The 213-nt window shown below is 58.7% G+C and carries 1 pseudogene; it reads left to right on the top strand.

Annotated features, from left to right (window positions below):
* Window positions 1-52: 52 nt before the first annotated feature.
* Window positions 53-213, top strand: a pseudogene (locus HMPREF2537_RS03745) (IS6 family transposase); the annotation flags it as partial.

Raw genomic sequence — 213 nt, 5'->3', positions numbered from 1 at the left:
TGCTGTTGCAAAGTTGGGGCAGTAGGAAGACCGGCGTGGAATAATCAGGTCCATGGGCATCTTCTCCGGTCGGCAGTTCCCTCGTGAAATCATCCTGTGGGCGGTGCGGTGGTACTGCCGCTACGGCGTGAGCTATCGCGACCTCGAAGAGATGATGACCGAGCGGGGAGTGCCGGTCGATCACACCACGATCTACCGCTGGGTCCAGAAATA

Source organism: Corynebacterium sp. HMSC074E01 (assembly GCF_001808885.1).
Lineage (GTDB): Bacteria > Actinomycetota > Actinomycetes > Mycobacteriales > Mycobacteriaceae > Corynebacterium.
This window is presented reverse-complemented; position numbering and strand designations above follow the sequence as displayed.